This is a genomic window from Vibrio sp. 2132-1 (genome assembly GCF_033344315.1).
The window spans coordinates 1-510 of sequence record NZ_JAWPON010000887.1; the positions used below are offsets into that span (position 1 = coordinate 1).

General features: G+C 48.6%; 1 protein-coding gene. It reads left to right on the plus strand.

From position 1 onward, the window contains the following. Positions 1-325, plus strand: a 325-nt coding sequence (locus R8N47_RS28560) for a multiheme c-type cytochrome (protein ID WP_318186527.1), incomplete at its 5' end; no start/stop codon positions are given. Positions 326-510: the final 185 nt, after the last annotated feature.

The following is a 510-nucleotide window of genomic DNA, read 5'->3' on the forward strand; positions in this document are numbered from 1 at the left end:
AGTCAACAACTGTGAGGCCTGCCATACCAATACTCAATACAACTTACCTAGCCAACAAAATACGCGCCCTTCTCTGGCGAGTGGTAAGTACTTTAGTCCTGCATTAGTCGCCTGTGGCGCGTGTCACTTAGAGTCATCTTTAGCTAATGCTGACCCGGATACCGTGGCAGGAGATGCGCCTCTGAACCATATGCTGAATCACGGCGCGGTATTTGGAGCAGACACAGCAGCACAAGCAACGGGCTCCGAACAATGTGCGACTTGCCATGCTATTGGTCAGTCACAAGGGGTAGATAAGGTTCACAAGGTATACGACTACCGTTGAATTCGTCATTGAACACAATGCTTTGACAACTAAGGATAAGAAAAGGAAGAGCTATGAAAGCAATGTTTCTGCGGTGGTTGGTAGCTGGGATACTTGGGTTAGGCGTCATCTTCACCGTCAGTTCGGAAGATGTCGACAAGCCAGAACCCGAAGCGGCGACGTTAACTCAAGAAGAAATTGAAACC